Source organism: Stenotrophomonas sp. GbtcB23 (genome assembly GCF_019091045.1).
Lineage (GTDB): Bacteria > Pseudomonadota > Gammaproteobacteria > Xanthomonadales > Xanthomonadaceae > Stenotrophomonas > Stenotrophomonas rhizophila_A.
This window is the reverse complement of record NZ_JAGXKC010000066.1, coordinates 1-10,742: the sequence shown is the minus strand read 5'-3', so window position 1 is coordinate 10,742 and position 10,742 is coordinate 1. Positions and strand designations below refer to the sequence as shown.

Genomic DNA, 10,742 nt, shown 5'->3' with positions numbered 1-10,742 from the left:
TGCAGGCCATGCCCGCCAGTGACAGCACGGCCAACAGCATGCCGGTGATGATCTGCAGCCACTGGTTGCCCTGCAGCCAGACCAGTTCGGCGTAGCGCACCAGATTGGGCAGGATCTCGCGGTGGCCATTGTCCGAGGCGAGCACGTTGCGTGGCCACGGCAGCTCCAGCAGGCTCTGGGTAAAGCGCCACGGGTCGGCATACAGCACGCGCGGCGCCAGCCATGCCATGGCAGCCAGGCCCACGACGGTGACCGCGAGCGCGCTGCACCACAGCAGGCGGGTCAACCGTGCGAGAACGCGCGATTCAGTGGTGGCAGGTACGGCAACAGCGGGAAAGGCAGCAGCAGGCAACGCGTCGCGCATGGATCTCTTCTTCCGTGAAAAATGCCGGCCCGGTCAGCGCTCGGGGACGATGAAGGATTGTTCCTGCCACTGCTCCACGCTGCCATCGTTGCCATACAGCGTCATGCCCAGCCAGTGCTTGCCCGGCGCGAGCTGGCGGGTGTCGAGCGTGGCATCGAAGGCCACGCGCGGGTGCTGGGGATCGGTGGAGATTTTCCACGCGGCGGTGATGTCATACGCGCGGCCGTACACCGCATCGCCCACCGGCTGGCCATCGATCAACAGCGCCACGCGCGACAGCCCGACGCCGTCCTTGAACGCCCACCCGCGCACGTCCATGCGCCCGGCCACGGTCTCATCCTGCAGGGGGGCATCCACCCAGGCCATGGCCGGGGTCACGCACGGGCCATCGATGCGCTGCGCAGGCAGCTTGAACAGCAGGAAGCGCTGGTAGCCATGGTCCTGGCTGACCACGCGCGGCGGCGGCAACGGCCCCACCTGCGCGCAGATGTCGTGGTAGCGCTCAAGCAGGTCGCGGTAACGCTGGTCACTGGGCGAGAGCACCAGCAGCATCGGCGCATCGCGCTGGCCATCGTGCAGCAGGCCCCACAGGCCGAGCTGCGCGGTGCGGCCGTGCTTGTCGTTGAGCGGGTGGCGCAGCACTTCGATGCGTGGATCGCGCAGCTGGAAGCCCAGCTCGGCTCCTACCTTGAAGTTGCCGGCCAGTACGCGCGTGCCCGGCGGCATGCCCGCCAGCTCCTTGCGCACCTCATCGGCCAGCGGCGCCCAGCCGGCAAAATTGCGCGGGTAATACTTGTCGCCGGCCAGCTGCTCGCGAAGGCCCGGACTGGAGGCCACCAGGTAATACGAGAACGCCAGTGCGAGCCCTGCCCCGGCCAGCCACCAGCCGGTGCGGCGCAGCCAGCGCGGCCAGCCATTGAGCACCACCGGCACCGCCACCAGCAGCGCCAGGTAGCCAGGCAACGGCCAATGGAAGCTGATGCGCTCCACGTCGGTGAAGAAGCCCAATGCGAAGATCGCCAGCGTGGACACCGCACCCACCAGGCCGAAGTAGCGCCACTGCGCACGTGCGCCACCGCCGGAACGGGTGCCGGCCAATGCCACCTTCCACATCGCGATGCACAGGATCGGCGTGACCAGCATCGGCTGGATCACCAGGAACCACAGGCCACTCCACTGGAATGCCCACGGGTGGCGTTCGACCACCTGGAACTTCAGGCCGGCATCCTGGTTGTCGGCATTCCACGCCAGCAGCGGCAGCCAGGCCATCACGCCCACCGCCAGGGCGACCCACACGCGCGGGTCACGCAGCGTGCGCCGCCCCTGCGGCAACAGCAGCAGGGCAATGAAACCGACCACGATCACGCCGATGAAGCGGTAATGGCTCAGCGCGCCGATCACCAGCCCCAACGACAGCTTCACCGCCGCCGCCGCATCGACGTTGCGCAGCAGGCGCGCGCCGGCATCCAGGCACAGCACCGCCGCCAGCGCCATCGGTACATCGGGCACGGCCAGCATGCCCAGCGTGGCCGACAGGGGCATCAACACGGTCAGACTGCCCGCCTGCCAGCCCGCCACCGCGCCAAACCAGCGGGTGGCGATGCGTGAGACCATCCACGGCAGCATCGCGCCGATCGCCAGGAACGGCAGGCGCAGCGCCAGCACGTGGTTGCCGCCCAGCTCCACGCCCAGGCGCGCCAGCCAGGCGGTCAGCCCGGGCAGGTCGGAATAGGCGGCGGCCAGGTGCTGGCCTTCCTGCCAATAGAACGCTTCGTCCACGAACAGGGGCAGACGCGCGGCCACCACGAGCTTGACGGCCGTGATGAGCGTCCACAACACCAAAAAAATTGTGCGTGCGCGTTGTTCGCCCTGCATTGCTCTATAGAATCGAAGGAATCATCGACACGAGACGAACATGGATACTTCGCCCCGCGTGCCCGCCATGCTACCCGAAGAACTGCGACAGTCCCTGCGCAACGCACAGGACCAGGTCAATGGGCTTGTGCTGGGCAAGGCCCATGAAGTCCGCTTGGCATTCGTCGCGCTGCTCTCCGGTGGGCACCTGCTGATCGAGGATCTGCCCGGCCTGGGCAAGACCACGCTGGCCCACGCACTGGCCTCCAGCCTGGGATTGGGTTTCCAGCGCGTGCAGTTCACCTCGGACCTGCTGCCCGCCGATGTGCTCGGCGTCTCGGTTTATGAGGCGGCCAGTCGCCAGTTCCAGTTCCATCCCGGCCCGGTCTTCACGCATGTGCTGCTGGCCGATGAAATCAACCGCGCGCCGCCACGTACGCAGAGCGCGCTGCTCGAAGCGATGGCCGAGCAGCAGGTCACCCTTGATGGCGTGACCCATCCACTGCCCGATCCCTTCTTCGTGATCGCCACCCAGAACCCGGTGGATCTTTCGGGCACGTTCCCGCTGCCCGATTCGCAGCTGGACCGCTTCCTGCTGCGGCTTGCATTGGGCTATCCCAACCCCGAATCCGAACGCGAGCTGCTGCGCGGCACCGACCGTCGCCACCTGATCGCACAGGCCACCGCCTGCCTGGATGACAACCAGGTGCGTGCCCTGCGCGATGCGGTCAGCCAGGTGCATGCCAGCGAAGCGCTGATCCAATACGTACAGGCACTGCTGGCGCGCAGCCGCCAGCACGCCGGCGTGCGGGTCGGCCTGTCGCCGCGCGCGGGACTGGCGCTGCTGCGTGCGGCCAAAGCGCATGCCCTGCTGCTGGGCCGCACCCACGTGGTGCCCGAAGACGTGCAGACGCTGTTCATCGCGGTGGCCGGACATCGGCTGGTGCCCGAAGCCGAGGCCAGCACCGGACCGGCGCTGGCCCGCGCCATCCTCCAGACCGTTCCGGTGGACTGAGTGCGCAGCGGCTGGGGAGACCGCTGGCGCAGGCTGGTATTGATGGCCCGGCCACGGCAGCCGGAGAGCCTGCCGCGCCGCATGGACCGCCGCCGCATCTACGTGCTGCCGACCCGCTTCGGCCTGTTCGTGGCCCTGTTGCTGGGGACGATGCTGCTGGGCGCGCTGAACTACAACAACAACCCGGCGTTGCTGCTGGCGCTGCTGCTGGCCACGGTGGCCGTTGCCAGCGCGCTCAGCGCGCACCTGCAGTTGTCGGGCCTGCAGATCGATGCGGTGTCGGCCGAACCGGTGGTGGCCGGCGCCACGCTGCGCCTGCGCATCAACCTGTCGCGTGCCGATACGCGCGTGCGTCGCGGCCTGGTGCTGGCGCTGGGCGACAGCCAGGGTTACGGGCACTTGGTGGATACCGACCAGATCGAAGTGGACCTGTCGCTGCCCACCACGCGTCGCGGCTGGCTGGACGTGGAGCGCATCCGCATTTCCACCACCCAGCCGCTGGGGCTGGTGCGGGCATGGTCATGGGTGTGGCCCGACACGCCGTTGCTGGTCTACGCCGCGCCCGAGCAGCAGCCACCGCCGCTGCCCGAGGGCGATGGCGACCCGCTGCACACCCGCGTGCATGCCAGTGGCGATGAACTGCACCAGCTGCGCCCCTACCGGCCGGGCGACCCGCAGCGAAGCATTTCCTGGAAGCACTCCGCACGCCGCGACACGCTGCTGGTACGCGAGTACGAGAGGCCGCTGGGCGTGGACGTGCTGCTGGACTGGCGGCAGATGGGTCCGCTGCCGCTGGAAATGAAGATCTCGCGGCTGGCGCGCTGGGTCGACCTGGCCGAACGCGAAGGCCGCCGTTACACGCTGCAGCTCCCCGGCCAACCGGCGCTGGGTCCCGGCCAGGGCAGCAGCCACCACCACCTCTGCCAACGCGCACTGGCGCTGATGCCGCATGGCTGACCCTTCCGCCCCGCTGCTGTCACCCGCCGCCCGCCGCTGGACCCTGGCCAGCGCGGCGCTGGCCCTGGTGCCATTGCTGCTGCAGCTGCCGCCGCTGCTGGCCAGCGTGTTCGCCGTGGCGGCGGTGCTCACCGCACTGGTGTCCGGGCAACGCGTGCTGCCCGGTCCGGTCCGCGTGCTGCTGGTGCTCGGCATGCTGGCCGCGATCTACTGGCAGATGGGCGCCCGCCCGGGCCGCGATACCGGCTGTGCGCTGCTGGCGGCGATGCTGGCACTGAAATCCAGCGAGCTGCGCAGCCTGCGCGATGCGCGCAGCCTGCTGGGCTTTGCGCTGTTCGCCCCGTTCGCTGCGTTCCTGCTCGACCAGGGCCCGCTGACAATGGGCCTGGCGGTACTGGCGGCGCTGGCTACGCTGCTCACCCTGCAGCGCCTGGCGCGCGCGGAAGGGCATGCGCCCGGCGCCGCGTTGGCCGAACAGCTGCGCGGGGTGGGCAAGCTGGTGGCGCTGGGCCTGCCACTGGCACTGGCCGCGTTCTGGCTGTTCCCGCGGCTGAGCGAGCCGCTGTGGGGGCTGCCGGACCGCGCGGTGGGCAAGCCCGGCCTGTCCGACCACATGGAACCTTCCGAGTGGCTGGACCTGATGGCCGATGATGCCACCGCGCTGCGGGTGAGCTTCATCGGTGCCGCGCCCCCGCCTGAGCAGCGCTACTGGCGCGGCCCGGTGATGACCCGCTTCGACGGTCGGCGCTGGGACCGCGATCCCTACAGCGAGCGACGCCCGCCACCGCCGGTGACCCGCGGCGCGGCGCGCTGGGACTACCAGATCGACTACGAGCCCACCGACCGCCGCCAGCTGGTGGCGCTGGACCTGCCCCTGCAGGCACCGGCCGGCACCACGCTGGATGGCACCTACAGCCTGCGCAGCGATCGCAACCTGTCGGCACTCACCCGGTGGCGCCTGCAGTCGGCACCGGCGGCGGCGTACACCGAGCCGCTCAGCGCGTTCCAGCGCCAGCTGGCGCTGCAGCTGCCGCCCGACCTCAATCCGCGCACGGCGGCATTGGGCCGGCAGTGGCGGCAGGAGGCGGGCAGCAACGATGCGGCCATCGTGGCGCGGGCGCTGGACTGGATCCGCTCGCGCTTCGCGTACACGCTTTCAACGCCGGCACCGGGCCGGCACAGCGTGGACGAGTTCCTGTTCGACCAGCAGGCCGGCTTCTGCCAGCACTTCAGCTCTTCGTTCGTGGTGCTGATGCGCAGTGCCGGCATTCCCGCACGGGTGGTGACCGGCTTTGCCGGCGGCCAGCGCAATCCCTACGGCAACTACTACGTGGTGCGTCGGATGGACGCGCATGCCTGGGCCGAGGTGTGGCTGCCGCAGCGCGGCTGGGTACGGGTGGATCCGACCGCGGCGGTCGCGCCCGAGCGCATCTATGACACGCTGGAAGACCGCCCGGGCGACGGCGCCGGCACCACCCTGGAAGGCCGCTGGCTGCAGCTTGGCCAGGTGGGAGATTTCCTGCGCCGCAGCTGGAACGACCTGGTGCTGTCCTTCGACGCCAACCGCCAGCAGCAGCTGCTGCGTCCCCTTGGCATCGACAAGCTGGAGCCGGCGCAGCTGGTTGGCATTTTCATTGCCTTCGCAGGCGGCGCGCTAGGCTGGATGGCATGGCTGCTGGCCCGAGGGGAGCGCGAGCGCGATCCCCTGCTGCGGGCCTGGCACCGGCTGGGGCGGCGTTACGCGCGGCATGGCCTGGCCCGGGAACCTGCGGAAACCGCCACGGAGTGGGCGCAGCGCGTCCACCGGCAACGTCCCGACCCGGCGTTGATTCCGCTCAGCCAGCGTTTCGTTCACGCGCGCTACGCTGGCGCTGAGCTCGACCCTTCACTCGTGCGTGACCTGCACAGGCATCGCCCGTCCACCGGAGCAACCTCATGAACGTCAAGATCCTGCTTCCCCTTGCCGCGTCGCTGGCGCTGGCCGCCTGTGCCACGGCCCCCAAACCGCTGCAGGGGCAGTTCAGCGTGGTCAGCCCACGCGATTCGGTCGCCACCCAGCAGGTGGGCACGCCGGTCCGCTGGGGCGGACGCATCATCGAAACCACCCCGGGCCAGGGCCAGACCTGCTTCCAGCTGCTGTCGCGCCCGCTCAATGGCAGCGGCCGCCCGAACACCAGTTCCAACGACGCCAGCGATGGCCGCTTCGTGGCCTGCCGTGCCGGCTTCTACGATCCGGCCGTGTTCGAGGAAGGCCGCGACGTGACCTTCATCGGCAAGATCGCCGGCTACGAAAACACCCGCATCGGCGATTACGAGTACCGCCTGCCCAAGCTGGAGGCCGACGTGATCTACCTGTGGCCGGAACAGCGCCAGGTGGATGTGGTGCCGGTCTATCCGTATGGCCCGTGGGGCCCGGGTTGGGGTCCCGGCTGGGGCTACCGCGGTTGGGGTTGGTGGTAAAAAAAAATCGCCCTTCGGGGCGATTTTTTTTCATGCACTCGGCGTACCGAAGTGCCCCAACGGCGCGCCGGCCAACAGGTGGAGATGGATATGGAACACCGTCTGCCCTGCGTGCTCGCGGCAGTTCATGACGATGCGGTAGCCATCCTGCGCGAAGCCCTCGCGGCGTGCGTACGCTGCCGCCGCCAGCGCCAGCTTGCCGATCAGGTGCGCCTGCGAGGGCTGCACGTCGTCCAGCGTGGGAATGGCTTCGTTCTTGGGAATGAACAGCACGTGCACCGGCGCCTGCGGCGCGATGTCCTTGAACGCCAGCACCTCGTCATCTTCGTAGACGATGGTGGCCGGAATTTCGCGGCGGATGATCTTTCCGAACAGGGTGTCTTCAGACATGGGGTCACCTTGAGGGTTGCCGGCAACGCCGGTGGTCAGGTTGCTTCGGTACGGGTGCCGAACGCGTGCGAGAGCGTGCCGCGGTCCACGTATTCCAGCTCGCCACCCAGCGGCAGGCCCTGCGCCAGCCGGCTGGGCCGCACCTTGTGGGCGCGCGCCAGCTGCGCCAGGTAATGCGCGGTGGCCTCGCCTTCGACGGTGGCGCTGGTGGCGATGATCAGCTCCTGCACCTCGCCCTGCCCCAGCCGTGCTTCCAGCTGGTCCAGGCCGAGTTCGCGCGGGCCGACGCCGTCCAGCGGCGACAGCCGCCCCTGCAGCACGAAGTACACGCCGCGGAACCCGGTGGCGGTTTCAATGGCCAGCCGGTCGGCCGGCGATTCCACCGCACACAGCTGCTGGCGTTCGCGGCTGCCATTGGCGCACACCGCGCAGATTTCGGTCTCGCTGAAATCGCGGCACTGCGCGCAATGGCCGATGCGCTCGATCGCCTTGGCCAGGACCTCGGCCAGCTTTTTGCCGCCCTCGCGCTCGCGCTCCAGCACGTGGTAGGCCATGCGCTGGGCGGTCTTCTGACCCACCCCGGGCAGTACCCGGAAGGCCTCGATCAGCTGTTCGAGCAGGGGCAGGCTCACGCTTAGAACGGCAGCTTCATGCCGGGCGGCAGCTGCATGCCGGCCGTGGCCGAGCCCATGCGGTTCTTGGATTCGGCATCGATCTTGTTCGAGGCGTCGTTGAAGGCGGCCGCGACCAGGTCTTCGGTCATTTCCGCATCGGACAGGATCGACGGATCGATGCGCACCTTTCGGCACTCCTTGGCGCCGGTCAGGGTCACGCTGACCATGCCGCCGCCGGCAGTGCCGGTGACTTCCAGCTTGGCGAGTTCTTCCTGGGCCTTCTGCAGGTTTTCCTGCATCTTCTGGGCCTGCTGCATCAGTTGGGCGATGTTGCCGCGCATGTCGTGTTACTCATCAAAAGGACGGATGGAATCGGTCACGACCCGGGCGCCATGCTGCTGGATCAGCAGCTGCACCGACGGGTCGGCCATGAAGGCGGTTTCGGCCGCCTGCTGTCGTTCGCCACGCTGGCGGTCGGAACGCTGGTGCAGCGTTTCGGCCTCGGCGTTGCCATGTTCGATCACGATCTTCGGGGTCATCCCGAGCGGGCCCGACAGGGCCTCGGTCAGGGCCGCCAGCGAACGGTCCGAACACAGGTACTCAAATCCGGGCGATACGGCCAGTTTCAAGATGCCGTGCTGGAACCCGATGAAGGCCGCATGCGCGGCCAGCTGCCGCGACGGACCATTCAGCTGGCTCTGGGCGACCAGTTCCAGCCAAGTTTCAGCCGAGGCCAGCGCGACCGGACCGGCGTTGCCGGCCGCCGGCGACGGGCTGATGGCGATGCCCTGCGGGCGCGGCGCGGGTGCCACCGCCTGGACGGGCGCGGGCGCGCGTACCGGCGGGGCTTCCCACGGCGCGGCCATGGCGGCGTCGGGGCTGGCCAGTTCCACCGCCAACGCTTCATCACGCTCGTCGCTGCCGGCCTGGTGCCACGGCGGCAGGTCGTCTTCGGCGGCGGGTTCCGCTGCCGGCGCAGGCGTCGGTTTCGGCGCGGCCGGGGCGACCACGGGCGCCGCAGGGGTCACCGGTGCCGAAGCGGCCACAGGCGCGGCGACGGCGGCGGCGGGCGCGGCCACGGCGGCCGGCGCGGCGGCCATGCCACCCTGCTCCGCACCGCGCGAACCACTTCCCACCTCGGTCCCGGTGCCCGGGTCACGCGGCACCGGCGGCACCGCAGCGGCCGGGCGGAACGCCAACATGCGCAGCACGGCCATTTCAAAGCCGGCGCGCGGGCTGGGAGCGAGGTGCAGGTCGCGGCGGCCACTGAGTGCCATCTGGTACCAGAGCTGCACCACTTCCGGGCGCAGGCGCTGGCCGAAGGCGGCGGCATCGATGCCTTCGCCATCGGCCTGGGCGCCGGGCACCAGCTGCTGCACCTGGATGCGGTGCAGGGCTTCGGCCAGCGCTTCCAGCACACCGCTCCAGTCGGGCGAGAATTCGGCCAGCGCGGCCACTACCTGCAGCAGGCGCACGCCATCGCCGTCGGCCAGGGCCTCGAGCATGGCCGCCACCTGGGTGCGGTCAACGGTGCCCAGCATGGTGCGCACCACGTCTTCGCGGAGCGCGCCACCGGCATAGGCGATGGCCTGGTCGAGCAGCGACAGGCCATCACGCAGGCTGCCGTCGGCGGCCTTGGCCAGCTGCACGATCGCGGTCGGGTCCGATTCGATTTCTTCGGCGGCCAGGATCCGGGTCATCTGGCCCTGGATCTGGTCCTCGTCAAGCCGCTTGAGGTTGAACTGCAGGCAGCGCGACAGCACCGTGACCGGCAGCTTCTGCGGGTCGGTGGTGGCCAGCAGGAACTTCACGTGTTCCGGCGGTTCTTCCAGCGTCTTCAGCAGCGCATTGAACGCCGCCTTGGACAGCATGTGCACTTCGTCGATCAGGTAGACCTTGTACTTGCCGCGCGAGGGCATGTACTGGGCGTTCTCGATCACCTCGCGGACATCATCCACGCCGGTATTGGAGGCGGCATCGATCTCCAGCAGGTCGATGTAGCGCCCGGAATCGATATCCAGGCAGGCCGGGCACTGGCCACAGGGATCGGCGCTGGTGCCCTGCTCGCAATTCAGCGATTTGGCGAAAATGCGCGCGATGGTGGTCTTGCCGACCCCTCGGGTGCCGGTAAACAGGAATGCATGGTGCACCCGGCCGCTGTCCAGCGCATTGCTGAGCGCACGGACCACGTGTTCCTGGCCTACCAGCTCGGCAAAACGCTTCGGACGCCACTTGCGGGCAAGGACGAGATAGGACATCAGGCCACCGTCTTCATCGGGACGTCCATTGTGCCACGCCTGTCCAGCCCCCCAGCCCATGTGTGAAGGTGCTTGTGCATCGCGCGTTCCCCGGCTAGAATCTGCGCCCCTGCAGCGGGTTATCGCAGCAGGTCCGGAGAGGTGTCCGAGCGGTTGAAGGAGCACGCCTGGAAAGTGTGTAAGCGTCTAAACCGCGCTTCGGGGGTTCGAATCCCCCTCTCTCCGCCAGATCAATGAAGAAGCCGCCCACTGGGCGGCTTTTTTATTGGTCTGGCGGAGAGACGGGTTGATCGAAGCCACGCCGGGTTCGACGGATTCGCCCGGAGCGAATCCGGCCAGCCGAACGGCCGGCCCCTCCGCGCGCCTGCGCGCGGAGGGGCGGGGCCCATGGATGGGCCCCGCAATCCCCGGCAATGAAGCGGCCATCATCCCGCCAAGTCCGACCAACCTGACGTGGAACCGGACCAAACAACCCCGGCCGAAGGGCGACCTTCAAGTTGCGGCTGCGGCCAAGCAATTCCGGAACTAACCTACCGAAACACCTACTACCCCTGATGGGCTGGGCTAGGCGGCTGAAAGCCCACCCTTGAGGCGACGCACTTGCTTCATGGCTCACCGTTGGCTTCGGCTTGAACCTTCTTCACTTCGCGCAGCCTTTCGGCGTGGGGCGCCGTCCTCCGCAGGACCCGCTGCGTTGCCTCAGGGTTGAGCCAACGCGGACCAGCAACGCCGCGGGCGGGCTCGACCTTCAACAAAAATTTTTCGCGCTGTTCTTGAGTATCGTTTGCAGTGCCGTAGTAATTTTTCGCGACTTCGTCGACAAGCTCCTC

General features: G+C 68.6%; 10 protein-coding genes, 1 tRNA gene and 1 pseudogene. 5 read left to right on the top strand and 7 right to left on the bottom strand.

Going from position 1 to position 10,742, the window contains the following annotated elements:
- Together KVS69_RS17130 and KVS69_RS17125 are read right to left on the bottom strand one after the other, a co-directional pair.
- A pseudogene (locus KVS69_RS17130) lies at nucleotides 1-364 on the bottom strand (hypothetical protein); the annotation flags it as partial.
- 33 nt (nucleotides 365-397) lie between these two features.
- On the bottom strand, nucleotides 398-2,239 hold the full coding sequence (locus KVS69_RS17125) for a glycosyltransferase family 39 protein (RefSeq protein ID WP_217539118.1): 1,842 nt from the start codon (nucleotides 2,237-2,239) through the stop codon (nucleotides 398-400).
- Between the two features lie 40 nt (nucleotides 2,240-2,279).
- Here KVS69_RS17125 and KVS69_RS17120 point away from each other — a divergent pair, with 40 nt between their 5' ends.
- The 4 genes from KVS69_RS17120 to KVS69_RS17105 are packed head-to-tail and all read left to right on the top strand — an operon-like array spanning nucleotide 2,280 to nucleotide 6,650.
- Nucleotides 2,280-3,233 (top strand): MoxR family ATPase, encoded by a 954-nt coding sequence (locus KVS69_RS17120; protein ID WP_068849621.1) that lies wholly within the window; start codon nucleotides 2,280-2,282, stop codon nucleotides 3,231-3,233.
- 42 nt (nucleotides 3,234-3,275) lie between these two features.
- Nucleotides 3,276-4,190, top strand: a complete 915-nt coding sequence (locus KVS69_RS17115; RefSeq protein ID WP_217539117.1) for a DUF58 domain-containing protein — start codon at nucleotides 3,276-3,278, stop codon at nucleotides 4,188-4,190.
- Nucleotides 4,183-6,129, top strand: coding sequence for a transglutaminaseTgpA domain-containing protein (locus KVS69_RS17110; protein WP_217539116.1), 1,947 nt, complete (start codon nucleotides 4,183-4,185; stop codon nucleotides 6,127-6,129). Before KVS69_RS17115 ends, KVS69_RS17110 begins: the two co-directional genes overlap by 8 nt.
- Nucleotides 6,126-6,650 carry a Slp family lipoprotein gene (locus KVS69_RS17105; protein ID WP_068849617.1) on the top strand — a complete coding sequence of 175 codons (525 nt, stop codon included), beginning with the start codon at nucleotides 6,126-6,128 and terminating at the stop codon, nucleotides 6,648-6,650. The genes KVS69_RS17110 and KVS69_RS17105 overlap by 4 nt, the downstream gene beginning before the upstream one ends.
- Before the next feature lie 30 nt (nucleotides 6,651-6,680).
- Here the strand turns inward: KVS69_RS17105 and KVS69_RS17100 are convergent, their stop codons facing one another.
- Genes KVS69_RS17100 through dnaX form a run of 4 tightly spaced genes read right to left on the bottom strand, consistent with a single transcriptional unit; the run spans nucleotide 6,681 to nucleotide 9,912 of the window.
- On the bottom strand, nucleotides 6,681-7,040 hold the full coding sequence (locus KVS69_RS17100; RefSeq protein ID WP_095363679.1) for a histidine triad nucleotide-binding protein: 360 nt from the start codon (nucleotides 7,038-7,040) through the stop codon (nucleotides 6,681-6,683).
- Nucleotides 7,041-7,075: 35 nt separating this feature from the next.
- Complete coding sequence (recR, locus tag KVS69_RS17095) at nucleotides 7,076-7,672, bottom strand: recombination mediator RecR (protein WP_093533261.1); 597 nt, start codon at nucleotides 7,670-7,672, stop codon at nucleotides 7,076-7,078.
- A 2-nt stretch (nucleotides 7,673-7,674) separates the two neighbouring features.
- A complete protein-coding gene (locus KVS69_RS17090; protein WP_068849611.1) occupies nucleotides 7,675-7,995 on the bottom strand; it encodes a YbaB/EbfC family nucleoid-associated protein in 321 nt (106 codons plus the stop codon).
- Between the two features lie 6 nt (nucleotides 7,996-8,001).
- Entirely contained in the window at nucleotides 8,002-9,912 is a 1,911-nt protein-coding gene (dnaX, locus tag KVS69_RS17085) for a DNA polymerase III subunit gamma/tau (protein WP_217539115.1), read from the bottom strand.
- Between the two features lie 135 nt (nucleotides 9,913-10,047).
- Between dnaX and KVS69_RS17080 the strand changes: the two genes are divergently transcribed.
- A tRNA-Ser gene (locus KVS69_RS17080) sits at nucleotides 10,048-10,140 on the top strand.
- 377 nt (nucleotides 10,141-10,517) lie between these two features.
- On the opposite strand, the gene KVS69_RS17075 is transcribed toward KVS69_RS17080, so the two are convergent.
- On the bottom strand, nucleotides 10,518-10,742 hold a 225-nt coding region (locus KVS69_RS17075; RefSeq protein ID WP_217539114.1), incomplete at its 5' end, for a hypothetical protein.

Coding starts and splice junctions, on each gene's coding strand:
- KVS69_RS17110 (WP_217539116.1), top strand. CDS start 4,183: ATGGCTGACCCTTCCGCCCCGCTGCTGTCACCCGCCGCCCGCCGCTGG.
- KVS69_RS17115 (WP_217539117.1), top strand. CDS start 3,276: ATGGCCCGGCCACGGCAGCCGGAGAGCCTGCCGCGCCGCATGGACCGC.
- KVS69_RS17100 (WP_095363679.1), bottom strand. CDS start 7,040: ATGTCTGAAGACACCCTGTTCGGAAAGATCATCCGCCGCGAAATTCCG.
- KVS69_RS17125 (WP_217539118.1), bottom strand. CDS start 2,239: ATGCAGGGCGAACAACGCGCACGCACAATTTTTTTGGTGTTGTGGACG.
- dnaX (WP_217539115.1), bottom strand. CDS start 9,912: ATGTCCTATCTCGTCCTTGCCCGCAAGTGGCGTCCGAAGCGTTTTGCC.
- KVS69_RS17105 (WP_068849617.1), top strand. CDS start 6,126: ATGAACGTCAAGATCCTGCTTCCCCTTGCCGCGTCGCTGGCGCTGGCC.
- KVS69_RS17120 (WP_068849621.1), top strand. CDS start 2,280: ATGGATACTTCGCCCCGCGTGCCCGCCATGCTACCCGAAGAACTGCGA.
- KVS69_RS17090 (WP_068849611.1), bottom strand. CDS start 7,995: ATGCGCGGCAACATCGCCCAACTGATGCAGCAGGCCCAGAAGATGCAG.